This window comes from Qipengyuania sp. MTN3-11 (assembly GCF_042851825.1).
In the GTDB taxonomy this organism is placed as follows: Bacteria; Pseudomonadota; Alphaproteobacteria; order Sphingomonadales; family Sphingomonadaceae; genus Qipengyuania.
On sequence record NZ_BTGM01000001.1, the window covers coordinates 1,223,428 to 1,246,194 of the forward strand.

Below are 22,767 nucleotides of genomic sequence, written 5' to 3' on the forward strand. Positions count from 1 at the left end.
GGGTCGAGGAACGGGTACCATGAACGGGATGCAGGATCGCGAAGGATCGACGGAGCGCAGGGCCTTCCGGCGGGGTCTGATGATCTACGGATCGACGACCGCGCTGGCGATGATGCTGGCGGTGTCCGATGGCGGCGGCCTCAGTCCGGCGATCGCCCAGGCGATCGGCCCGCGGATCGACGAAAGCGTATCGGCCCAGGGCGAATTCGTCTTTCCCTCGCCTTCGCCCAGCGGCTCCGGCCTTCCTCCTCCCGCGCGCTTCGTCAGCCGTTCGCCGACGCTGGACGTGGTCGAGATCAGCCAGGACGCGGCGATCATCAACTGGACCACCTACGACACCGACGACATCGATGCCGCACCCTCCTACGTCAATTTCCTGCCGGAGGGGACCGAGCTGCGGTTCAACGGAACCGGAAGCAATTTCACCGCTCTCAACCGCATCGTTCCCGCACAAAGCAGCGGCGGGCAGTACCGGGGCATCGCCTTCTCCGGGCGGGTCTCCAGCTTCCTGTCCGATGGCGGACCGACCGGGGGCAACATCTGGTTCTACAGCCCCGGCGGGATCCTGCTGGGCAGCGGTGCGGCGTTCGAGGTCGGCAGCCTGCTTCTGACCACCAGCGACGTAACCTCGATCAATGGTTCGAGCGGATTTCTTTCCGTGGATTTCACGGGCGTCGCCGATCCGTTTTCCTCGGTGATCGTCGGCGAAGATTCGTCGATCTCGCTTACCCAGCCCGGCAGCAGCCTGGTGATATTCGCCCCGACGATCGAGCAACGCGGATCGGTCAGCGTGAACGGCAACGTCGCCTATACGCTCGGCGAAACGGGGGTGGCCTATATCGGCGAGTCTTATGCCGAGGCATTCGCCTTCAATGGCGCGGCATCGGGGAACCGGCTGGTGCACACCGGCACGACCACCGGCCCCGCGTCCCCCCACAGCCTCGACCCGGAATCGTCGCAATTCCACCTCATCGAATTTCGTGCCGAGGGCGAGGGGCTCCAGATCCTGCTGTCGGGTTCGGCTGGTTTCGCGCCGGCCGCCACGGGAGCGATCGCGGAAAACGGGTCGATAAGGCTGACCGGTGACAGGATCGACGTCGGATCGGTATCGCTGACGTCGCGAACCATAATGGACGCCGACACCGTCGATTTCGTCGCCGACGGGGGTGAGACCATCACGATGGGTTCCGACGGTTTCGGTGCCTACGATCTGAACATTTCCGCGGAGACGACCAGCTTCGGCGCGGAACCCGGCGGGGCCATCGCGATCGCCGGTTCGGTCGCCATCGGCAAGCGCTTCGACGAGACCGGTACCGAAACGGCGTCTCTTATCGCGCGCGGAAACAGCGAGACCAGCCTGCCGGCCGGTACGGTTTCGATCGGCGGGAATCTGATGATCGATCTGTCGGCCGGTCGCCCCTTCAGTTCCGTCAGGAGGGGGGGGAGCATTTTCGCCGACGTTTCGGGCGGCGGTCAGCTGAGCGTCGATGGCGATCTCTCGCTGCTGGTTTTCGCGGCGGCGGCCGACGGTTTCTCCAACGATCAGTCCTTCTTCGGTTCCTTCGCTCTCGCCCCGCTCGCGATCGACATCGACCCGGTCAATTCCGCAAGCGGCGGTACGATCGACTTCACCATGAGCGGAACGGACAGCACGCTTGCGGTCGGTGGGAACATCCTCCTCGACGCATCGGCGAAGCCGTATATCGAGTCCAATTCCTGCGAGGGCCCCTGTGGCCCGCCCGAAGGCGGCGATGCCCAGGGCGGCACGATCAACTTCATCTCGACGGGCGGAACCGTCACCACCGGCAGCTTCGTCGTCGACGCCTCCGCCACGGCGCAGGGCGAACTCTTCGAGGGGTCGGGCCGGACCTTCGATGCGCTCGGGGGAACGGTATTCATGTCGCTCGACGATACGGACATCGCGCCGGGCTTCCTCGAACTCGATGTCTCCGCTGCCGGCGGTTTCGCGCAGGCGGGGGGCAAGGGTGGCGACGCACAGGGCGGTTCGCTTGCCCTGAACCTCGGCTCGGGGACCGAACTCGACGTCGACGGGATTATCCTCGACGCTTCCGCGTTCGCCGGCAACGGCGGCTCTTCCAGCGAAGGAAGCGATCCCGGAGCCGGCGGCAGTGCCGCGGGCGGCACGATCGGCTTCGACAGCGCGGCGACCTTTGCCAATCCGATCGGGCTGAACATCTCCGCCGTCGCCTACGGCGGCAATGGCGGCAGCGCCGACGGGGAGATGGGGCAGAGCGGCGGCCAGGGCGGCAATGCTCAAGGGGGCGAGCTGACGCTCGTTCTTTCCGGCGAGGGCAACAGCATCTCCTTCGTCGGCGAAGGGCCTGCGCTGGACGTGTCGGGTTTCGGCGGCGCCGGGGGTGACGGGTCGGCGGACGCGCTCAAGACCGTGCAGGGCGGCGCGGGCGGGGCAGGCGGCGCGGCAGCCGGCGGCACCATCGACCTCACAGCGGCCGACGGTGCGCGGATCGATCTTAGCGGGACGATCCGTTCCGAAGGGACCGGCGGCGACGGCGGGCGCGGCGGCGATACCGACAGCCAGGGTCTGTCGGCGCCCGGTGCCGGCGGCATCGGCGGCGACGGCTCCGGCGGAGTCATCGCGCTCGTTGCCGACCACGGAACGCTCTTCAGCTCGCTCGACGGCAATGTCGAGGACCGCGACGTCTCGATCAGCGCGGACGGCTATGGCGGCCAGCCCGGCCAGTTCGGGATCGATGGCAACGAGACGACGGAATTCGCCGCCGGTGGCGTGGGAAGCGGCGGCATCGTCGATCTCGGCGCGGCGGGGACCGACGAACTGCCCAGTTTCCTCGAGCTCGGATACACCGTCGTCAGCGCCGGCGGCTTTTCCGCGATCGGCGCGCCCACTCCCGCCCAGGCGGGCCGGATAGCCCTGTTCGACAATTCCTTCCATCCGGATGCCGAAGTGTCCTTCGCCCAGCTCGGTATTTTCGCGGAGGGGGTTCAAGACGCATTTCCGACGGTAGTCATCCAGGGCACCAGGGGCACGATTACCGCCACCAACGGCTTGGTCGTCGAAACGGGCGGGGCGGTTTCGCTCAGCTTCTCGGGTGACAGCGGTCTATCGGTCGGAGGACCGACCTCCATCGCGACCGGGCGATCGCTGACCCTGACCCACGAGAACAACACGTCGGGGTTCGCCACGCTCGCCTCGGACGGGTTCCTTCAGATCGCCGCGCAGGGCGATGTCGTCGCCGGGTCGGGCTCCATCATCGATTCCGCCGATGCGGTCGAAATCCGTTCGGACGGGGGCAGCCTTGCCATCGCCGACGTTCGCGGGACGACCGACGTGCTCCTCTCGGCCGCGCAAGCGGTGACGCTCACCGACGCGACGATCCGTGGACCGGTGAGCGACGACGGCGAATCCTTCGCGACCAGCGGCCTGGAAATCCGCGCCGGCTACACCGACGTGCCGTTCGGCGAGTTCTACTACAGCGGCCTGTTCGATGCGACGATCGACGGCACCGTCACCTCGGCGGGCAACGTGATCGCGACCGCGGGCGGCAATGTGATCTTCGCCGACAATGCGTCGGTCACGGCGGACAATGCGGTCCGGGTGCGGGCGCAGAACGACATCTTCGTTCGCTCCGGCGCGACCGTCACCTCGGCACTGGACCCCGCCCTATCCACCTCGGGCGACACACTGTTCGAAGCCGGGGCGAACATTTTTCCGCTCAACGAATTTCCCTTCCCCGGTTCGCTGGTCGTCGCCGGGACGATCGACACCAGCGGAGCGCGGCTGACGCTGCTCGCCGACGCGATCGATGGCACGGGCGGCACCATACTGGCGGGCAATTTCACGGCCGATATCGTCGATGGCCCCGCGCCGGACGAGGACCAGGGCGACGATTTCGGCGTGCTCGTCAACGATTGCCTGCTGGGCGATATCTGCATCGGCAGCCTGACCGCCATCGGCGATGTCGCAATCGGCCAGTTCACCGGGGGCAACGGGGTCCGGTCGATCGATATCGGGTCCGCCGCGCTCACCGGCTCCACTACGGCGATCCGGGCCAATGACGATATCGTCATCGGCAGCTTCAACTTGCCGGATAGCGTGATCTCTTCCGACCAGACGTCGATCCTTGCCGGAGGCGACATCGATGTGACCGTATCTTCGCTCGCCAACCTGACCGAAATCGAGGCCGGCGGTTCCGCCAGCGTCCTTGCGGGCACCATCGTGCTGGGCAACGCCATCGCGACCGACCTCACCCTCGATGCTGGCGTTACCGTCGAGGTCAACGGGACTGCCGACGCCGGAACAATCTCGATCTTCGGAGGCGATCTCGTCATCGGTGCCGGCGGTGCGGTGGGCTCCGTCGAAGGCACCTCGGCCGTCACGATCGGTTCGAATGGCGATTTCGTCTTCGGCGGATCGGGCAGCGCCGAAGAAACCTTCGAGCTCGATGCCGACGAGACCACCCGGATTTTCTCTTCCGGCACGCTGACGCTTTTCGCCGGGGAAGGCGGCACGATGTTCGTTCGCGACGCCACGGTCACCGCGGGCATTCAGATCGGTACCGAAGGGGGCTTGAGCCTCTTTGGCGGCACCGTTGCCGTTCAGGGCCAGCTTCTCCTCGACCGAGCCTCCGGTACCACGGCTCTGGAGATTCTTGCCGGCGATACCCTTTCCATCGACTACGAGGCCGGCAATCTGCGCATCGCGGACAGCGACGGCCTGCCCACGGGCGCGATCTCGCTCAGCGGCCGCGAAATCCTCGCGGCCTCGAACTCGGCGCTGTCCGACATCGGCGAAGGCTTCGTCGCGAACGATCGGCTTTCCATCGCCGAAATCAACCGCGAGGAAGGCGTGGTCCAGGCAGGCTCGCTAAGGCTCGAGGCGACCGACCGGATCCTGATCCAGAACACAGGCACCGGAGACGAACCGGACGATCGCCGCGGTTTCACCACCGGCAGCCTGACGGTCGCCGGATCCGGGCAGGGTACCACTCTCGTCGTGATCAACGGCACGGTCGATGGCCAGACGGGTCGGGATGCCGCCGCTTCCGGCGAATACGAGACCGCGTTCGCCGTCGGTTCGACCGTCAATGGATGCGAATTCACCGACTTCGAGAACTGCACCTCGGTAACGCCGCCGCCGCCACCGCCGCCGCCGCCGCCGCCGCCGCCACCGCCACCGCCGCCGCCGCCTCCGCCACCGCCGCCGCCGCCGCCGCCGCCGCCACCGCCGCCGCCGCCGCCGCCGCCGCCTCCGCCTCCGCCTCCGCCGCCGCCACCGCCGCCGCCGCCGCCGCCGCCACCGCCGCCGCCGCCGCCTCCGCCTCCGCCTCCGCCTCCGCCGCCGCCACCGCCGCCGCCTCCGCCGCCGCCGCCGCCGCCGCCACCGCCGCCGCCGCCACCGCCGCCGCCGCCTCCGCCTCCGCCTCCGCCGCCGCCACCGCCGCCGCCGCCGCCACCGCCGCCGCCGCCGCCGCCTCCGCCTCCGCCTCCGCCTCCGCCGCCGCCACCGCCGCCGCCTCCGCCGCCGCCGCCGCCGCCACCGCCTCCGCCGCCGCCGCCGCCGCCGGTGTCGCTGATCGATCAGGCACGCGAAGCGATCCCGCCCGAGCAGGACGTGATCGAGGAAGAGGTCGAGGAGGAGGAATCGGAAGCCGAGGAAGCGCTGCGCGGAGCCGATGCTCCGAGCGGCGAGATGCTGATCGACATCACCGCCATCGACGATCCCGCGGGCGAGCCGCTGATCGACGATCCGGTGACCGGCGCCGGCAACGAAGACCTCTGGCAACCGCCGGAAGAGTGAGCGCGCAAGAGGCTTGACCCGGCCGGTCGGTCATGCGTTGAGACGGCGCATGCCTGACCAGCTGCCGCTGACCCTGTTCAATTCGCTGACCCGCCGCCTCGAGACCTTCGCGCCGGTCCATGCCGGGGAAGCGCGCGTCTACACCTGCGGGCCCACGGTCTACAACTACCCCCACATCGGCAACATGCGCGCCTATGTCTTCGCCGATGTGCTGGGGCGCACGCTCGCCTGGAAGGGCTACGCGCTGCGGCATGTGATCAACATCACCGATGTCGGCCACCTGACCGACGATGCCGACGCCGGAGAAGACAAGCTGGAAAAGGCCGCGGCGAAATCTGACCGATCGATCTGGGATATCGCCCGCCATTACACCGAAGCGTTCAAGGCTGACGTCAAGGCGCTGAACATCCGCGAACCGGCCGAATGGTCCGTCGCGACCGACTACATCGAGCCGATGATCGCCTTCGCCAGGAGCATTGCGGACGAGCATTGCTACGAACTGGACAGCGGGCTCTATTTCGACGTGTCGACGGTCGCGGATTACGGCCGACTGGCGCGTGCGATTACCGAAGATGGGGAGGGCCGGATCGATACGGTCGAGGGCAAGCGCAACCCTCAGGATTTCGCGATCTGGCGCAGGACTCCCGCCGGCGAAACGCGCCAGATGGAATGGGATTCGCCCTGGGGCCGCGGCGCGCCGGGCTGGCATCTCGAATGCTCGGTGATGGGCGAGAAGCTGCTCGGCTTCCCCTTCGACATCCATACGGGCGGGATCGACCACCGCGAGATCCATCACCCCAACGAAATCGCCCAGAACCAGGCCTTCTGCGGCTGCGGTTCCCTCGACGACGCATCACATTCGGGCGCGAAGCTGTGGATGCACAACAATTTTCTCGTCGAGCGCAGCGGCAAGATGAGCAAGTCGTCGGGCGAGTTCCTCCGTCTCCAGCTCCTCGTCGACAGGGGCTACCATCCGCTCGCCTACCGCATGATGTGCCTCCAAGCGCATTACCGCAGTGAGCTCGAGTTCTCCTGGGAAGGGCTGGGCGCAGCGCTGACGCGGTTGAAGCGGATCGTCATGATGGTCGCAAAGCTGCGCGACCCGCCGACGGGCGCGGCACCGGAGGCCAAGCTCGCCGATATCGTGTCGCGATTCGACGCGGCGATGTCCGACGATCTCAACACCCCCCAGGCGCTCGTCGCTCTCGAAGATGCCCTCTCGGCCAAGAAGGTGGAGGACGGCGCCAAACGGGCGGTGATCGAGGACATGGATCGTGTGCTCGGTCTCGACCTGTTCGCGCTGGAGCGGAGCGATCTTCGCATCCGCCCCAGGGACACGCAGATCGCCGAGGAGGAGATCGAGGCCGAACTTCTCCGCCGCAAGGAGGCGCGCCTGGCCAAGGATTTCGCCACCTCGGACGCGATCCGCGCAAGTCTCGCGGCGCGCGGGGTCGAGGTGATGGACGGCGATCCGCTGGGATGGGAGTGGACACTGCAATGACCAAGGCCCTGCTTTCCGCCATGATCCGTCCGCTGGTCGAGCCGCGGCTGCCCGACTGGGTCGAGCCCCTGTGGTTCGCGTCCGCGGACGAGGCTTTGGCTCAGGCTGCGGAGGCCGAAATCGGCTGGTTCGACCTCTACCAGCCGGAGCCGATGGTCGAGATCGCCCGCGCCGCGACCGGGCTCCAATGGCTCAATTCGATCTATGCGGGGCTCGATTTCCTGCCGCTCGACCTGCTGAGGGAACGCGGGGTCGTCGTCACCAACGGTGTCGGGATCAACGCCATCACCATCGCCGAATATGTCGTCATGCTGATGCTCGCCCATGCCAAGGGCTATCGCGAGGTCGTGCGGGCGATGGAGCGGCACGAATGGTTGCTCGACAGCCCCGGTAAGCGCGAACTGGCCGGGGAGCGGGTGCTGCTGCTCGGGCTCGGCGCGATCGGCTCGCTCATCAAGACCCGGCTCGAGGCCTTCGACATGGAGGTCGTGCCGGTGCGGCGCTCGGGCGGAGACGGGTCGCTGGGTCCGGACGAATGGCGCGGGCGACTGGCCGAATTCGACTGGGTGGTGCTCGCGGTTCCGGCCACGCCGGAGACCGACGGGATGATCGGCGCGGCGGAGCTCGCGGCGATGAAATCCAGCGCGGTGCTGGTCAATATCGCCCGCGGCGCGGTGGTCGACCAGCCCGCGCTGATCGAGGCGCTGGAGGCGAAGAGCATCGAGGCGGCGCTGCTCGACGTGACCACGCCCGAGCCCCTGCCCGAGGATCACCCGCTGTGGGCGCTCGACAACGCCCAGGTGACGATGCACCTCTCCGGTCGGGCGCAGACCAGGATGTTCCAGCGCAGCGCCGACCGCTTCATCGAGAATCTCGATCGCTGGCGCCGAGGCGAAGCCGTCGCACCGCGGTTCGATCTCGAACTCGGCTACTGACTCCGTCCCGAGCCTCTGATAGTTCCCGCGCACAACCGGAAAACCGGGTCGCGAATCGGGGATCATGCGCCGCTGCCGGCGGTGCTTCAGGGGGATTTTCGCGATGGCGGACACGAAGAAAGCATCGGATCTATTCGTCGAGTGTCTCGAGGCCGAAGGCTGCGAGTACATCTTCGGCGTGCCGGGGGAAGAGAACCTCGATTTTCTCGACAGCCTCAGCCGTTCCAAGCAGATCAGGCTGATCCTGACGCGGCACGAGCAGGGCGCGGGCTTCATGGCCGCGACCTATGGCCGCCACACCGGCAAGACCGGCGTCTGCATCGCCACCCTGGGCCCGGGCGCGACCAACTTCGTCACCGCCGCCGCCTACGCGCAATTGGGCGGCATGCCGATGATGATGATCACCGGGCAGAAGCCGATCAAGAAATCGAAGCAGGGGCGCTTCCAGATACTCGACGTGGTCTCGATGATGGGGCCGATCACGAAGTATGCGCACCAGCTCGCCGCCGGGGACAACATCCCCAGCCGCGTGCGCGAGGCCTATCGCCTTGCGGAGGAGGAGAAGCCCGGCGCGGTCCACCTCGAACTGCCCGAGGACATCGCCGAGGAGCCGTGCAGCGGCAAGCCGATCCCCGCCAGCGTCGCGCGCCGCCCCTCCGCCGAGCCCAAGGCCGTGCGCCAGGCGGTCAGCGCGATCGAGAAGGCGAGGAAACCGATCCTGGTCATCGGCGCCGGCGCCAACCGCAAGATGACCGGGCGGATGCTCAACCAGTTCATCGAGAAGACCGGCATACCCTTCGTCACCACCCAGATGGGCAAGGGCGTGATCGACGAGCGGCACCCGCTGTTCCTCGGCTGCGCGGCGCTCAGCGCGGGCGATTTCTGCCACCGCGCGATCGAGGAGGCTGACTGCATCGTCAACGTCGGCCACGACGTGATCGAAAAGCCGCCCTTCTTCATGAAGCAGGAAGGCGTCACCGTGATCCACGTCTCCAACCGCACGGCGGAGGTCGATCCGGTCTATTTCCCGCAGATCGAGGTGATCGGCGACATCGCCAATGCCGTCTGGCAGATCAAGGAAGACATCGTGAAGCAGGGCCACTGGTCCGGCAGCGATCTGAAGCGCTATCACCAGGCCGAACTTGAGCACACGCAGAGCCTGGCCAAGGACGACCGCTTCCCGATCTTCCCCCCGCACCTGGTCCAGCAGATCCGCGACGCCATGCCCGAAGATGGCATCATCTGCCTCGACAACGGGGTCTACAAGATCTGGTTCGCGCGCGGCTACACCGCCTACCTGCCCAACACCGTGCTGCTCGACAACGCGCTCGCGACCATGGGCGCGGGCCTGCCGAGCGCGATGATGAGTGCCATGCTCTACCCCGACCGCAAGGTGATGGCGATCTGCGGCGATGGCGGCTTCATGATGAACGACCAGGAGATGGAGACCGCGGTCCGGCTCGGCCTCGACCTGACCGTGCTGATCCTCAACGACAGCGCCTACGGCATGATCCGCTGGAAGCAGGCGAACATGGGCTTTGCGGATTTCGGTCTGACCTACGGCAATCCCGACTTCATCAAGTTCGCCGAGAGCTTCGGCGCGAAGGGGCACCGGGTCGAATCCTCCGAACATCTCAGGACGCTGCTCAAGCAGTGCCAGGACGAGGGCGGGGTGCACCTGATCGATTGCCCGGTCGACTATTCGGAGAACGACCAGATCCTCAACAAGGATATCAAGGAACTTTCGAAGAAACTGTAGGCTTGGATAAGGGTCGCCCCGGCGCAACGCCGGGGTGCAGCCGACATCCTGCCGCGGGACCGACGATCCGCGGGACCCGGATCAGGTCCGGGAAGAAGAACGAGGGACCGACGTGCCGAAACTCAAAGACACCTATCCGCTCTATCTCAACAACAAGGCGGCGCAGCCCAACACCGACCTGGAGGTGACCGACAAGTTCACCGGCGAGATCGCCTTCCGCACCGCGCTCGCCACGCCCGACATCATCGAGGAAGCGATCGCCGGCACCGTGCGCGCCACCGAGCCGATGGCCAGGATGGCGAGCTTCGAGCGGCAGAAGGTGCTGGAGCATTGCGTCTCGCGCTTCCGCGAGCGCTACGACGAGCTGGCCTATTCGCTCTGCGTCGAGGCGGGCAAGCCGATCAAGGATGCGGAGGGCGAGGTCGACCGGCTGATCGACACCTTCAAGATCGCCGCCGAGGAGGCGACGCGCAATTACGGCGAGGTCCAGCCGCTCGACATCTCGGCGCGCGCCAACGGCTACATGGGCATGTGGAAGCGCGTGCCGATCGGGCCGTGCAGCTTCATCAGCCCGTTCAATTTTCCGCTCAATCTCGCCGCCCACAAGATCGCGCCCGCCATCGCCATCGGCTGCCCCTTCGTGATGAAGCCGGCGAGCAAGACGCCGCTCGGCGCGATCATCATGGGCGAGGTGCTGGCCGAGACCGACCTGCCCGAAGGCGCTTTCTCGATCCTTCCCGCCAGCCGCGACGGGGCGGACATGTTCACCGAGGACGAACGGCTCAAGCTGCTGAGCTTCACCGGCTCGCCCGGCGTCGGCTGGGACCTCAAGGCCAAGAGCGGCAAGAAGAAGGTCGTGCTCGAACTCGGCGGCAACGCCGCGGTGATCGTCGACAAGGATGCCGACCTCGACCATGCGCTCGAGCGGATCGTCTTCGGCGCCTTCTACCAGAGCGGCCAGAGCTGCATCGGCGTCCAGCGGGTCATCATCCACGAGGATGTCTACGACAAATTCAAATCCATGCTGGTCGAGAAGACCAAATCGCTGAAGTCCGGCGATCCAAAGGATCGCGAAACCTTCATCGGCCCGATGATCTCCGACAAGGAGGCGAGCCGCCTGAAGGGCTGGATCGACGATGCGGTCGATCAGGGGGCGACGCTGCTGTGCGGCGGCGGGCTGTCGAACGGCAACATGCTCGAAGCCACCCTGCTCGAAGGCGTGCCCCGCAAGGCCGACGCGAACTGGGAAGAAGCCTTCGGGCCGCTCGCCAACCTCAGCAAATTCAGCGATTTCCACGAGGCACTGGAACGGGTCAACGACAGCAAGTTCGGCCTCCAGGCGGGCATCTTCACCCGCGATCTGCACCAGGTGCTCGATGCCTGGGACACGCTCGAGGTCGGCGGCGTGGTGGTCAACGACGTCTCCAGCTACCGCGTCGACAACATGCCCTATGGCGGGGTCAAGGATTCGGGACTCGGCCGCGAGGGTATCCGCTTCGCGATGGAGGACATGAGCGAGATCCGCAATCTCGTCATCCGGCGCATCTGACGCCTCCCTATCCATCCTCCAGCAAAAGCAGTTCGCACTGCACCACGAGCCGTGGGCTCGGCACCAGCCGGTGCTCGACCTCGACGACGCTGGCATCCGCCACCAGCTGGCCGGGAATGGCGAATTCGTGCTCGGGCAATCGCGCCACGAATTGTTCGCCCGCGGCCACCGCCTGGTCCCCGGCGAACAGGATCGACACCCGGTGGCGCGTGCCCGCGAAGGTGATGCTGGCCCAGGCATTCTCCGAATGCGTCAGTACCTGTCCATGGTGTTCGCCCAGGCCCGACAGCGCCTGGCGCAATCGTTCGGTTGCGGACCGACGGGTTCGGGGCGCGCGCGGCGCCGACGCTTCATCCGACATGTGCGTTCTCCTTTTCGGCAGAATCGCGCGCGGCCTCGAACCCGGCCATGAAGCCGCGGATGCGCTGTTCCATCCGGTCGCGCGGCTCCCGGCCGAGCCTGAGATCGAGCACGAAACGCGGATCCTGCGCCGCCAGACGCCCGAATTTGGTGGCCGCCATCGAATTGCGGCGGAGAAATGTTTCGACGGATCGGACCAGCATGCGAAGGCTCCCCAGGCACGGATTGTAAGACGGCGACTCGATTCGCCATGGGCCTTGGGTTCCAGCCGAAATCCTACTTGTCTAGGAAAAATCCTTCGCTATAGGTATTTTTCCTTAGCGGGCTGTGGGCCGGCCTTGGTTATGGGTGGGCAAGATGCTCGGGAGTGACGCAATGGCCGACGATATCATGAATACCGAACGCAGACGGTTGGTCGAACTGGCGGCGGAAGCGCGGTCCAGCCTTGCCGCTCTGTCGTCCATGCTCGGGCGTAACCCAAGCTATCTCCAGCAATATGTCCGCAAGGGCAGTCCGCGGCGACTCGAAGAACGCGACCGGCTCAAGCTGGCCGAGTTTTTCGGCGTGGCGGAGAGCGAGCTGGGCGGGTCGGGCCTTCCCACAAGGTCCGTTCCGGATGATTTTGTCGCCGTGCCTCGGCTTCCGCTGGACGCTTCCGCGGGACCGGGCTCCTACGGATCGGAGGAAATTTCCTTCGACACCTATCGCTTCTCGCGCCGCTGGCTGCGCGAGATGGGCTTGGAAGGCGCCGACCTGTCGGCGATCCGGGTCGAGGGCGACAGCATGGAACCGCTGCTACGCAGCGGCGACGAGATCTTCGTGGATCGCAGCAAGCGGGGCGGGGAGGGCGTCTTCGTCGTCCGCATCGGCGATGCGCTCCACGTCAAGCAGGTGCAGGCCAGCGCTCCGGGCCGCATTGCCCTCATCAGCGCCAACGATGCCTACGCCCCGATCGAACTGGGTCGCGACGAAGTGGAGATCGTGGGCCGCGTCGTCTGGAAGGGGGGGCGGGTGTGACCTTGCGATCCGGCCCGCTTGTCGCCATCTCCCGGGCATGACCGAACCCGCGAAAAACCCACCGATGAAGGCCGGCATCGTACCGGTTACGCCGCTGCAGCAGAACTGCTCGCTGATCTGGTGCACCGCCACCAACCGGGGCGCGCTGATCGATCCGGGCGGCGATCTCGACAAGCTCAAGGCCGCGGTGGAGCGCAGCGGGGTGGAGCTGGAGAAGATTCTCATCACTCACGGCCATATCGATCACTGTGGCGAAGCGGGCGTGCTGGCGAAGGAGCTGGGCCTGCCGATCGAAGGGCCGCACGAGGCGGACCGGTTCTGGATCAGCCGGCTCGACGAGGACGGGCGCAAATACGGTATCGCCGGCCAGGTGTTCGAACCCGACCGCTGGCTTCAGGACGGCAACACGGTGACCGTTGGCGATCTCGAGCTCGAGGTGCTCCATTGCCCCGGCCACACGCCCGGCCACGTGGTCTTCTTCCACCGGCCGAGCAAGTTCGCCATCGTCGGCGACGTGCTGTTCCAGGGCAGCATCGGGCGCACCGATTTCCCGATGGGCAATCACCAGGATTTGATCGACGCGATCACCGGAAAACTGTGGCCGCTGGGCGAGGACGTGACCTTCATCCCCGGCCACGGCCCGACCAGCACTTTCGGCCGGGAGCGCAAGACCAACGCCTTCGTCAGCGACGCGGCCCTGGCCTGATCGTCACATCACCCGCATCGCGACCAGTGTCGCCGCCCCGGCAAGCCCGAGCAGCGTGACCAGCGTCACGATCACCCCGATCTGGCGCAACCGGTGCGGGCCTTCGGCATCCATGCCGATCGCATGCGCCACCCGGCCGAGCATGTAGACCCCCGCCACGAGCGCCAGCCAGGACTGGCCACGGCCGGACAGCTCGATCGCCGCGATCAGGAACAGCACGAAGGGCGCGCTCTCCACGAAGTTGAGTTGCGCGCGCATCCGCCGGGTCAGCGGGCCGCCGCCGTCGTCGCCGTGGATGATGTTGTGCTTCAGCCGCATCTGACCGCAGCGCAGGGCGAGCCAGATGGTGATCAGCGCAGCTGCTGCGGCCGAGGTGAGGGTGATGGGCAGGAAAAGCTCGGTGGGCAAGGTTCGTCTCCCGGATGACCCGAGTCTCCGGCTACTCCCGCCGTGGTTCGTGGACAAGCGCGCAGGCTTTCGTCGAAGCCGCTATCCACCGCTTGCAAGCCGCGCCGAAATCGCTATAGCGCCCGCCTTCACCGTACCTGCCGGACGATTTCGGTTCGCCGCCCTTGTGCGTCGCCGGACTGTCCCGTAAGGGCGGCCACCATATTCAACGGATTTATTTGAGGAACAGGTGCCGAGATGGCCGTCCCCAAGAGAAAAGTATCGCCCCACCGCCGCGGCAACCGCCGGGCCCATGATTCGCTCAAGGTCGAAGCGCATCACGAATGCGACAATTGCGGCGAGTTGAAGCGTCCGCACAATCTCTGCCCGCATTGCGGATTCTACAACGGCCGCGAAGTCGTCGCCGTCGGCCTCTAAGGCCGTAACCTGAACCGGAGTCGCTCATGAGCCTGCCGCGTATCGCCGTCGATGCGATGGGCGGCGACGAGGGCGTGCGCGTGATGGTCGAGGGCGCGGCGCTCGCCCGTCGCCGGCACGAGCGGTTCAAGTTCCTTCTGGTCGGCGATCAAGCGCTGATCGAGCGGGCGCTCGACAACCATCCCAACATGCGCGAGGCGTCCGAGATCCTCCATTGCGAGGATGTCGTCGCCGGCGACGAGCAGCCCTCGCGCGCCCTGCGCCGGGCCAAGACCACCAGCATGGGCCTCGCCGTCAACGCGGTGAAGGAAGGCAAGGCCGGCGCCGCGGTCTCCGCCGGCAACACCGGCGCGCTGATGGCGATCAGCAAGCTCGCCCTCAGGACCATGCCCGGCCTCGACCGGCCGGCACTGGCGGCGCTGCTCCCGACGCTCGAGGATCACGACGTGATCATGCTCGACCTCGGTGCCAATCGCGAATGCGATGCCCGCAACCTCGTCCAGTTCGCGATCATGGGTGCCGCCTATTCGCGCACCGTTACCGGCAGGGAGCGTCCGCGCGTTCGCCTGCTCAACATCGGCACGGAAGAGAACAAGGGCACCGAGGACATCCGCGACGCTGCCAACCAGCTGCGTGAAGCGAGCGGTCTGGCGATGGATTTCGAGGGCTTCGTCGAGGCCGACAAGATCAATCGCGGCGATGTCGACGTGGTGGTGACCGACGGTTTCTCCGGCAATATCGCGCTGAAGGCGATCGAGGGCGCGGCGCGCTTCGTCACCGATCTGTTGCGCAGCGCCTTCTCTTCCTCCTTCCGCTCCAAGGTCGGCTTCCTCGTCTCGCGCCCCGCGACCGAGCTGCTTCGGCATCACCTGGATCCCAATAATCACAACGGCGCGGTCTTCCTCGGCCTCAACGGCGTGGTGGTGAAGAGCCACGGCAGCGCCAATGCCAAGGGCGTCGCCAACGCAGTGGAGGTCGCCGCCCGGCTGTTGGAGGACGACATCACCAACCGCATCGCCCGCGATCTCGGCGCATTGGGCGAAGAGACGCTCAACGGCGCATCCGACGGATTGCAGGCCGCCAAGTGATCCGTTCGGTCATAACCGGTACCGGCTCGGCGCTCCCGGCGAAGGCGGTGAGCAACGCCGAACTCGCCGAACGTGTCGACACCACCGACGACTGGATCGTGGAGCGCACCGGGATCCGGCAACGCTACATTGCTGGGGAGGGCGAGACGACCTCGACCCTGGCGACCGACGCCGCGCGCCGGGCGCTTGCCGCGGCGGGTATCGAGGCCGGGGAAATCGGCCTGATCGTGCTGGCTACCGCCACCCCCGACCACACTTTTCCGGCGACCGCTACCCAGGTCCAGCATGCGCTCGGCTGCGGCGCGGGGATCGCCTTCGATGTCGCTGCGGTCTGCTCGGGCTTTCTCTATGCGCTGGCGACCGCCGATTCGATGCTGCGGACCGGAATGGCGAACAAGGCGCTGGTGATCGGCGCGGAAACCTTCAGCCGTATCCTCGACTGGGAGGACCGGACCACCTGTGTCCTGTTCGGCGACGGCGCGGGCGCGGTGGTGCTCGAGGCCCGCGAAGTGGCCGAGGACGGGCCGGGCATCATCGCCAGCAAGCTCCACGCCCAGGGCGAGCACAAGGAACTGCTCTATGTCGACGGCGGCCCCTCGACCACGGGGGAAGTCGGCAAGCTCAGGATGAAGGGGCGCGAGGTGTTTCGCCACGCCGTGGTCAACCTCGCCGATGTACTGCGCGAAGTGATCGCGACCGCCGGCGTTTCGGTGGAGGACATCGACTGGGTGGTGCCGCATCAGGCCAATGCCCGCATTCTCGATGCGACCGCGCGCAAGCTCGGCCTGCCGGCGGACAAGGTCGTGGTGACCGTCGATCGGCACGCCAACACTTCCGCCGCTTCGGTGCCGCTGGCGCTCGACGTTGCGGTGCGCGATGGCCGCATCGGCAAGGGCGATCTCGTCATGTTCGAGGCGATGGGTGGCGGTTTCACCTGGGGGGCGGCGCTGGCGCGCATGTAGTCCGTCGAATATCGGCCTCAGTTGTTTCCCCACCGTAGAACAAATGTTAACCTGATCGGCGAATCTTCCCGCGGGTCGCACCGATGAAGGAGGAATTGTTTATGCGCTCGGTGGGAACACTGACCCGCGCCGATCTGGCCGAGACCATCAACCGCAAGATGGGCTTCAGCCGTGCGGAATCGCTCGACATGGTCGAATCGATCCTCGAAAAGATGTGCAGCGCGCTCTCGGACGGCGAGAACGTCAAGATTTCCGGCTTCGGCAGCTTCGTGCTGCGCGACAAGAAGGAACGCGTGGGGCGTAATCCCAAGACCGGGGTCGAAGTGCCGATCACCCCGCGCCGGGTGCTCACCTTCCGCGCCAGCCAGCTGCTCAAGGAACGGATCGCGAAGGGATAGGACGATGGCCGATTTCGACGATGGAAAAGACGAAGGCGCGCTGCGCACAATCGGCGAAGTCGGCAGGGCGTTGGGCATCAAGACGCATGTCCTGCGCTATTGGGAACAGCAGTTCCCGATGCTCGAACCGCTCAAGCGCAGCGGTGGCAGACGTTACTACCGCCCCGAGGATGTCGAGTTGGTACGCACCATCGACAGGTTGGTGAACCGTGAAGGCTACACGCTGAAAGGTGCCAAGGGGGCGCTGAAGGGCACCGGCGCTGCCCACGAGCCGGGCGGCGACGACGTGGACGGCGGTTCCGATGCGAGCCGGAGAGACCCCGCGGATGGCGATCTGCTCGCCCGCCTGAAAGCAATCCGCGCCGATCTGCGGCAGGCCGTCGCCTCCTGACCTGCGCACACACTCAGCGAACCGGGTGAGCGGGATGCCCGCGTCGCGCGCGATCCTCTGGCTGGTGCTCGCCCTGCCGGGAATCGGCATGCTCTACGCCTGGAATACGACGCCGGACGATTACGGTTACGGCCACATCATCAAGGACACCGGCAAGTGGGCGGCTTGGCTATTGATGGCGACGCTGGCGGTGACGCCGATCCGCCTGCTGAGCCGGCGCCGCCAATGGTCCGCCTGGCTGATGCGGCGGCGGCGCGATCTGGGTGTCGCCAGCTTCGCCTACGCTCTCGGCCACACCATCATCTACCTGACGGACAAGGCCTCGGTGGGGATCGTGTTGGAGGAGGCGGGCGCGCTTGATCTGCTTACGGGGTGGATCGCCTTCCTGCTGTTCCTGCCGCTCGCGCTCACATCCAGCGATGTGGCGGTGCGGGCGCTCAAGCGCGCGTGGAAGCGGCTCCACCGGCTGGTCTATCCCGCGGCGGTGCTGACATTCCTGCACTGGGTGCTGACTTCGTTCGATCCGACGACGGCCTACGCGCATATCGCGGTGCTGGCCGTCGTCGAGATCGTCAGGGTGTGGCTTCAGCGCCGCCCGCGAGGCGCTTAGAGCGTGACGTAGCGGCGGAAGCGCGCGACTTCGGCCTCGTCGACATATTTGCCGATCTCGCGGTCGAATTCGGCCATGTCTTCGTAGGGGCGGTATTCCTCGAATTCATGGACCATCTCGTCGGTCATGCCGGGGACGAGGCGGATTTCCTCTTCGCTAGCGGTGTTGAGGTTGATCGGCACGAACACCCGCTCGAGGATCGAGGCCGCTTCGCCTTCGGGCAGCACGGCGTTCAGCGCCACGACGCTGTCATAGGGCTGGCCGCCGACGATCGCATCGGCGATGTCCTGCGTCAGGCCGGCGGCGACGAGTTCGTCGGCGGTCGCGGTGCTGGCGTCGAGCAGGGTGTCGGAGTCGGTCATCGCCGTGTCCGCGGCGGTGTCGGTCATTTCGGTGTCGGTCGCGGCATCCGTGTCCTCGGCGGGTTCGGCGCAGGCGGCGAGGGCGAGAACGGCCATGGCGGCCGAGGCGGAGAGAATCGATTTGCGCATTCTTGGTCCTTCCTGATGAGAAAGCCCCGCCTATCGCAATCCCCGTTTGTTGCGAACCCCTCGCAATTAATTAATTGCGACGAGGTGCGCCCGCCTATTCTGCCGCCAGCAGTTCGGCCTCGCCGAGGTCGACGCTGACCAGGCGGCTGATGCCCTGTTCGATCATGGTCACGCCGAACAGGCGGTGCATGCGGCTCATGGTCACGGCGTTGTGGGTGACGATGAGGTAGCGGGTGCTGGTTTCGCGCACCATCGCGTCGAGCAGGTCGCAGAAACGATCGATATTGGCATCGTCGAGCGGCGCGTCGACCTCGTCGAGCACGCAGATTGGCGCCGGGTTGGTGAGAAACAGGCCGAAGATCAGCGCGATCGCGGTCAGCGCCTGTTCGCCGCCCGAAAGCAGGGTGAGCGATTGCAGCTTCTTGCCAGGCGGCTGGGCGAAGATTTCGAGGCCTGCCTCCAGCGGATCGTCGCTGTCGATCAGGGCGAGATGCGCCTTGCCGCCTTCGAACAGCCGGGTGAACAGCCGCTGGAAATGGGTATCGACCTGCTCGAAAGCCTCGCGCAGTCGCTCGCGCCCTTCGCGGTTGAGGCTGCCGATCGATCCGCGCAACCGGTTGACCGCCTCGGCCAGATCGGCCTGCTCCTGCGCGCTGGCACCGTACTCTTCCTCGATCCGGGCAAGCTCGTCCGCGGCGACGAGGTTGACCGGGCCGATCCGTTCGCGGCTGGCGGTGAGGCGGTCCATCGCCTCGCTTTCGTCCTCGGCGGATTTGACCTCGTCCTCGTCGAACGCAAAACGCTGGGGCAGCAGTGGCGGCGGGGCCTGGAAGCGCTCGCCCGAGATGCGGGTCATCTCGATCCGCCGCGCATCCTGGTTCTCGGCCCGCGCCGCCAGCGTCGCGCGGGTCTCGCGCGCTTCGGCGAGGGTCTCGTTGGCCGCGGCGAAAGCCTGGTCCGCCTCGTCGGCCGCCGCCTGCGCCGCTTCCACTGCCGCTTGCGCCTGCGCGAGTTCGGCGCCCAGCCGCTCGCGCACCGCGTCGCCTTGCTCGATCTCGCGAATGAGCCCCTCGGGCTTTGCGGCGGTGACGGCGCGCTCCTCCTCTATCTCCGCGAAGCGCGCGGTCATCTCGGCCAGGCGACGCGCGGCATCGCCGCTGCGCGCCTTCCAGCCGGCGATGTCGCCGCGCTGAGCCTGGGTCCTTTCGCGGATGACCGCCAGCGCCTGATCGTGGGCAGCGAGTTCGGCGGCGGCCGCCTGAACTCCTCCGCGCGCCGCCTCGTTCCTGGCCCGCGCGGCCTCGAGCGCGGCACGTCCAGCGGCGGGATCGGGCAATTCGGCCTGCCGTGCCCGGGCCTTGTCCAGCTCGTCCTGCGCGATCGCCAGCTGGTCATCGTGCTCGGCCTCGGCGCTGGCGAGTTCGTCTCGCCGGCGGGCGATCCGCTCGCGTGCCGCCTCCGCCTGATCGAGCGAACGCAGCGCCTGCCGTTCGGCCTCGGCGGCTTCTCCGACCGCACGCTCCGCCCCGACCAGTTCGCGTTGCAGCGTGGACAGCTCCTCGCGCGCCGCGGCCTCGGCGCCGTCCGCCCTCTCGACCGCCTGCCGCAACTCCGGCATCCGCGCGTCGAGATCGCGAAAGCGGTTCTCCGCCTCGAGCCGCGCCGCATCGGCCGCACCTTCGCCGCGCACCACCAGACCGTCCCAGCGGCGCAGATGCCCTGCGGTCGTGACCAGCCATTCGCCGGGTGCGAGCGTACGCCCGTCGTCCGCCGCCACCGCATGGACCATCGCCAGCCGCGCTGCGAGCTCGGGGGGGCACTCGACGACATGGTCGGCGAGGCTGTCCGCTACCGCTCCCGAGGTCTCGCTGCCGGTCCAGTAACGACCATCCTCGCCCCCCTCGGGCGAGCCGAGCAGCGCCTTGCCGTCGCGGCCGAGCGCTGCGGCGAGCGCGCGTTCGTAACCCGGCCGGGCGCGGACCCGGTCGATCGCCTGCGCGCGCCCCTGGCGGCTTTCGACGGCACGGGTGCGGGCGTCGCGGTCGCGCTTCAGACCTTCCCATTCACGCTGGAATCCCGCGAGTTCGGCGCGGGCGGTGGAAAGCGCGTCGGCCGCTTCGTCGCGCGCCGATTGCAATTCGGCCTTGCGCGCCTGCATGGCGTCGAGCGCGGCGCGGCGCTCGGCGAGAGCGCGACCCGCATCTGCCGCAGCGTCGTGAGCTTCGCGCAGTGCCGCCTCGCCATCCTCGCTCGCCAGTTCCTCGCGCAGCGCGGCGATCCGCCGGGCCTCGCCTTCTAGGCGCTGGAGCCGGCCGGCCGCCTGTTCGATCGCGGCCTCGGCAACGCGCCATTCGGCCTCGACCCCGGCGTTGTCCGCCGCTGTTCGGGCAAGCGCGAGTTCGGTGGCACGCGCCGCGCTCTCTGCCTTGTCGACTGCCTCGGCCAGCGCCGGGCGCTTGTCCTCGTCAGTTGCCAAGCGCGTTTCGTTGGCGGCCAGTTCCTTTTCCAGTCGCCCAAGCGCATCGGCCGCGTCGCGGGTCAGCCGATCGGCATCGACGCGGTCTTCCTCGAGCCGCGCACGCTGGCGGTCGAGATCGGCGAGCCTTTGTTCGGCGGCTTCGAGCTGGGTGCCGAGCGCCGCCATGCGGTGGCCATGCGCGCTGGCATCGTCGCGGCGGTCGGCCAGTTCCTCGCGCGCCAGGTTGAGCGCAATCGCCGCCGCCTGCTGGCCCTTTTGTGCTTCGCTAGCCGACTTTTGCGCTTCGGCGACTGCAGTTTCCGCACCCCGGGCCGCCGCTTTCGCCTCCTCCGCTGCCGCCGCAGCGTCGCGCCAGCGCACGAAGACCAGCCGCGCCTCGGCGGTGCGGATTTCCTCGGAGAGCTTGCCGTAACGCTCGGCCTGCTTCGCCTGCCGCCGGAGCGTGGAGATCTGGCTGTCGAGCCCGGCCAGCAGGTCTTCGAGCCGGGCTAGGTTCGCCTCGGTCTGGCGAAGCTTGCTCTCGGCGTCGCGGCGTCGGACGTGCAGGCCGGCGATTCCCGCCGCTTCCTCCAGCATCATGCGCCGTTCGGCCGGCTTGGCGGCGATCACCTGGGCGATCTTGCCCTGGCTCACCAAGGCGGGAGAATGGGCACCGGTGGCGGCATCGGCGAAGGTCAGCGCCACGTCCTTGGCGCGCACGTCGCTGCCGTTGACGCGATAGGCGCTGCCCGCACCGCGTTCGATCCGGCGCACGACCTCAAGCTCTTCGCCCTCGGCATCTTCGCCCTGGAGGACGACTTCGGCGAAGTCACGCTGCGGCCGGCTTTCGGTCCCGGCGAAGATCACGTCCTCCATCCCGCCCGAGCGCATGGACTTGGGCGAGTTCTCGCCCATGACCCAGCGGATCGCCTCGAGCAGGTTGGATTTGCCGCAGCCGTTGGGGCCGACCACCCCGGTCAGCCCCGGTTCGATATGCAAGGTGGCGGGTTCGACGAAGCTCTTGAAGCCGGAAAGTTTCAGCTTCTTGAGGATCATCCCGCGTGCCGCCCTGCCGTCAGCCCCTCAGCGGGCCCCGGCCTGCTGCAGGATCGGTTCGAGATCGGTCCAGCGGTTTACGTCGAGCTTCTGGCCGTTGACGAAGAAGGTCGGCGTGCCGGTGACTTCGAACTCGTTCGACTGCTGGGTGGAATTGGCGGCGATCGTCTCCATGCTGGAGAAATCGGCAAGACAGCTCTGCGCCTCGTCGCGGCTGAGGCCGAAGCGACTGAAGAAATCGTAGAAGCCGGCCACTTGCGCGGCCTGGACGAAGCGCTGCTCCTCGGGAAGCTGGAGCGCCTGGCTGAAGGCCTGCTCGTTGTCGAACACCGGCTGCAGCACCGCCTGGAGGTTCTTCCACACCATGTCGGATCGTGGATGATAGGCTTCCTTCTGCCCGCAACGGACCAGGCGCGCGAGCATCAGATCGTGCGGTCCGTGGATCTGGTTGCGCAGCTCGTAGCTCACCCGGCCGGTGTTGACGTATTCTTCCTTCAACTGATCGGCACCGTCGGTGGCGAAGGCGGCGCAGGCGGGGCAGGTGAGCGAGGCGTATTCGACCACCTTGATCGGGGCTTCGGGATTGCCGAGGACGTAGCCGTCCCCTTCGGTCACCGTCACCGTGTCGGTCCATTGCTGGCCGGCGGGGGGCGCGATTTCGGCAATCGGCTCGCCTTCGAGCGTGGCGTCGCCCTCGGCCGTGCCATCGGTTCCGCATGCGGCGAGGAGGATGGCGAGGGGAGTTGCGATTGCGGCAAGAATCGGGCGGCGGGTCGTGGTCATCTTCGGTCCTGTTCGGTCGGTTCGGGAAGGCTAGGCCACCGCACGCGCGGTGCAAGTCGCGGCGGGAATTTGTGAACAGCT

Annotated in this window: 19 protein-coding genes; 13 read left to right on the forward strand and 6 right to left on the reverse strand. The window is 67.1% G+C overall.

The window, feature by feature from the left end:
- Positions 1-19: 19 nt before the first annotated feature.
- The 5 genes from ACGHN1_RS05865 to ACGHN1_RS05885 all read left to right on the forward strand — a co-directional run bounded on the left by ACGHN1_RS05865 (position 20) and on the right by ACGHN1_RS05885 (position 11,541).
- Positions 20-5,797, forward strand: coding sequence for a beta strand repeat-containing protein (locus ACGHN1_RS05865; protein ID WP_390549213.1), 5,778 nt, complete (start codon positions 20-22; stop codon positions 5,795-5,797).
- Between the two features lie 49 nt (positions 5,798-5,846).
- Positions 5,847-7,298, forward strand: a complete 1,452-nt coding sequence (gene cysS / locus ACGHN1_RS05870) for a cysteine--tRNA ligase (protein ID WP_390549215.1) — start codon at positions 5,847-5,849, stop codon at positions 7,296-7,298.
- Positions 7,295-8,233, forward strand: a complete 939-nt coding sequence (locus ACGHN1_RS05875) for a D-2-hydroxyacid dehydrogenase (protein WP_390549217.1) — start codon at positions 7,295-7,297, stop codon at positions 8,231-8,233. Before cysS ends, ACGHN1_RS05875 begins: the two co-directional genes overlap by 4 nt.
- A 103-nt stretch (positions 8,234-8,336) precedes the next feature.
- Entirely contained in the window at positions 8,337-9,992 is a 1,656-nt protein-coding gene (locus tag ACGHN1_RS05880; protein WP_390549219.1) for an acetolactate synthase large subunit, read from the forward strand.
- A 112-nt stretch (positions 9,993-10,104) separates the two neighbouring features.
- Positions 10,105-11,541: an aldehyde dehydrogenase family protein gene (locus ACGHN1_RS05885; protein ID WP_390549221.1), complete on the forward strand. Its 1,437-nt coding sequence runs from the start codon at positions 10,105-10,107 to the stop codon at positions 11,539-11,541.
- 7 nt (positions 11,542-11,548) lie between these two features.
- Here ACGHN1_RS05885 and ACGHN1_RS05890 read toward each other — a convergent pair whose 3' ends face one another.
- Together ACGHN1_RS05890 and ACGHN1_RS05895 are read right to left on the reverse strand one after the other, a co-directional pair.
- Positions 11,549-11,902 carry a hypothetical protein gene (locus tag ACGHN1_RS05890; protein WP_390549223.1) on the reverse strand — a complete coding sequence of 118 codons (354 nt, stop codon included), beginning with the start codon at positions 11,900-11,902 and terminating at the stop codon, positions 11,549-11,551.
- Positions 11,892-12,104, reverse strand: a complete 213-nt coding sequence (locus ACGHN1_RS05895) for a hypothetical protein (protein WP_390549225.1) — start codon at positions 12,102-12,104, stop codon at positions 11,892-11,894. Before ACGHN1_RS05895 ends, ACGHN1_RS05890 begins: the two co-directional genes overlap by 11 nt.
- 172 nt (positions 12,105-12,276) lie before the next feature.
- On the opposite strand from ACGHN1_RS05895, the gene ACGHN1_RS05900 reads away from it, so the two are divergent.
- Positions 12,277-12,918 carry a helix-turn-helix transcriptional regulator gene (locus ACGHN1_RS05900; protein WP_390549227.1) on the forward strand — a complete coding sequence of 214 codons (642 nt, stop codon included), beginning with the start codon at positions 12,277-12,279 and terminating at the stop codon, positions 12,916-12,918.
- A 64-nt stretch (positions 12,919-12,982) separates the two neighbouring features.
- Positions 12,983-13,624: an MBL fold metallo-hydrolase gene (locus ACGHN1_RS05905; RefSeq protein ID WP_390549788.1), complete on the forward strand. Its 642-nt coding sequence runs from the start codon at positions 12,983-12,985 to the stop codon at positions 13,622-13,624.
- Positions 13,625-13,627: 3 nt separating this feature from the next.
- Here the strand turns inward: ACGHN1_RS05905 and ACGHN1_RS05910 are convergent, their stop codons facing one another.
- On the reverse strand, positions 13,628-14,032 hold the full coding sequence (locus ACGHN1_RS05910) for an MAPEG family protein (protein WP_390549229.1): 405 nt from the start codon (positions 14,030-14,032) through the stop codon (positions 13,628-13,630).
- Between the two features lie 237 nt (positions 14,033-14,269).
- Here ACGHN1_RS05910 and rpmF point away from each other — a divergent pair, with 237 nt between their 5' ends.
- The 6 genes from rpmF (at position 14,270) to ACGHN1_RS05940 (ending at position 17,898) form a co-directional block, all read left to right on the forward strand.
- Positions 14,270-14,449, forward strand: coding sequence for a 50S ribosomal protein L32 (gene rpmF, locus ACGHN1_RS05915; RefSeq protein ID WP_390549231.1), 180 nt, complete (start codon positions 14,270-14,272; stop codon positions 14,447-14,449).
- 26 nt (positions 14,450-14,475) lie between these two features.
- The gene (gene plsX / locus ACGHN1_RS05920; RefSeq protein ID WP_390549233.1) at positions 14,476-15,537 is read left to right on the forward strand and encodes a phosphate acyltransferase PlsX; all 1,062 of its coding nucleotides are present in this window, start codon (positions 14,476-14,478) and stop codon (positions 15,535-15,537) included.
- Complete coding sequence (locus ACGHN1_RS05925) at positions 15,534-16,499, forward strand: beta-ketoacyl-ACP synthase III (RefSeq protein WP_390549235.1); 966 nt, start codon at positions 15,534-15,536, stop codon at positions 16,497-16,499. The genes plsX and ACGHN1_RS05925 overlap by 4 nt, the downstream gene beginning before the upstream one ends.
- 101 nt (positions 16,500-16,600) lie before the next feature.
- Positions 16,601-16,897 (forward strand): integration host factor subunit alpha, encoded by a 297-nt coding sequence (locus tag ACGHN1_RS05930; protein ID WP_390549237.1) that lies wholly within the window; start codon positions 16,601-16,603, stop codon positions 16,895-16,897.
- 4 nt (positions 16,898-16,901) lie between these two features.
- A complete protein-coding gene (locus ACGHN1_RS05935) occupies positions 16,902-17,288 on the forward strand; it encodes a MerR family transcriptional regulator (RefSeq protein ID WP_390549239.1) in 387 nt (128 codons plus the stop codon).
- A 34-nt stretch (positions 17,289-17,322) separates the two neighbouring features.
- Positions 17,323-17,898 carry a ferric reductase-like transmembrane domain-containing protein gene (locus tag ACGHN1_RS05940; RefSeq protein WP_390549242.1) on the forward strand — a complete coding sequence of 192 codons (576 nt, stop codon included), beginning with the start codon at positions 17,323-17,325 and terminating at the stop codon, positions 17,896-17,898.
- Here the strand turns inward: ACGHN1_RS05940 and ACGHN1_RS05945 are convergent.
- The 3 genes from ACGHN1_RS05945 to ACGHN1_RS05955 all read right to left on the reverse strand — a co-directional run bounded on the left by ACGHN1_RS05945 (position 17,895) and on the right by ACGHN1_RS05955 (position 22,686).
- Entirely contained in the window at positions 17,895-18,389 is a 495-nt protein-coding gene (locus ACGHN1_RS05945) for a hypothetical protein (protein ID WP_390549244.1), read from the reverse strand. The two genes, ACGHN1_RS05940 and ACGHN1_RS05945, sit on opposite strands and share 4 nt — an antisense overlap.
- A gap of 94 nt (positions 18,390-18,483) precedes the next feature.
- Positions 18,484-21,903, reverse strand: a complete 3,420-nt coding sequence (locus ACGHN1_RS05950; protein ID WP_390549246.1) for a chromosome segregation SMC family protein — start codon at positions 21,901-21,903, stop codon at positions 18,484-18,486.
- Positions 21,904-21,930: 27 nt separating this feature from the next.
- Complete coding sequence (locus tag ACGHN1_RS05955; protein WP_390549248.1) at positions 21,931-22,686, reverse strand: DsbA family protein; 756 nt, start codon at positions 22,684-22,686, stop codon at positions 21,931-21,933.
- Positions 22,687-22,767 lie beyond the last annotated feature (81 nt).